The following is an 826-nucleotide window of genomic DNA, read 5'->3' as shown; positions in this document are numbered from 1 at the left end:
CTTTACCCACATATAGGCAGTCGACCACCCACTTTTTAGGGAGTGAGCCAGGCAACTTGATATCCTGTTGTTGTGCTAGGTTTTCCAACAGTCGTGCTCGCCACACTTTAGCTAGGTTAAAGGCGTTAAACAGGTACTTGCTTTTACTCTTTTGCCACTGTTTTTTGACTTTATTGAAGCTACCTGCTGGGATGATAAAGTGGATGTGGGGATGGTAGTCACGCCGCCTGCTGTGAGTATGTAATACGCCCGTAAAACCAATGTCACCGCCCAGTTGTTTTGCATTTTTGGCAAAGTCTTTCAGCACTCTGGCGGCAACGGTGAACATGGCTTGATAAACTTGCTCAGGTTGACGTTTAGTCATTGTTCGCAACTCATAAGGCAAGGTAAAAGTGACCATGTAATAGTCAGCAGGGAGTCTTTAGCTTGTTGCTTGGCAAGCCCATTGGCTCACTCTTAGGGTGTTGCTGCGGCAACTGAGCATGGCATGGATAGCTTGGCGCATCGATGCTGTTATTTGATGGTCGTAATCTTGATTAAATAGATCAAGATGCTGACGTAAAATATCGATAAACCTCATGTGTCACACTCCCATTTAAAAGCCAACCCATCAGTGAGTTGATTAATGGCCTTGACAGTATTTTTACGAGTAATGGTAGTGAGTTTGATATAGCGAGCAGTGGTGTTGAGACTGTTGTGACCGAGTAAGCTTTGAACTGACCGTAAATCGAGTCCTTGCTCAAGTAGGTGAGTAGCGTAGCTATGACGTAAGTTATGCGGGCTAATGGATTTATGAATATTACACTCGGCAATAACTAACTTCATC

The 826-nt window shown here is 44.3% G+C and carries 1 protein-coding gene and 1 pseudogene; both read right to left on the bottom strand.

What is annotated here, in order from left to right; genetic code table 11:
• A pseudogene (locus tag L2764_RS27430) lies at window positions 1–580 on the bottom strand (IS91 family transposase); the annotation flags it as partial.
• Window positions 577–826, bottom strand: a 250-nt coding sequence (locus L2764_RS27425; RefSeq protein ID WP_248943486.1) for a tyrosine-type recombinase/integrase, incomplete at its 5' end; no start/stop codon positions are given. The gene L2764_RS27425 and the pseudogene L2764_RS27430, both read right to left, overlap by 4 nt.

Origin of the sequence: Shewanella surugensis (genome assembly GCF_023284005.1) — a bacterium.
Lineage (GTDB): Bacteria > Pseudomonadota > Gammaproteobacteria > Enterobacterales > Shewanellaceae > Shewanella > Shewanella surugensis.
Note: the sequence above shows the minus strand (reverse complement) of the source record. Positions and strands in the feature narration are given on the sequence as shown.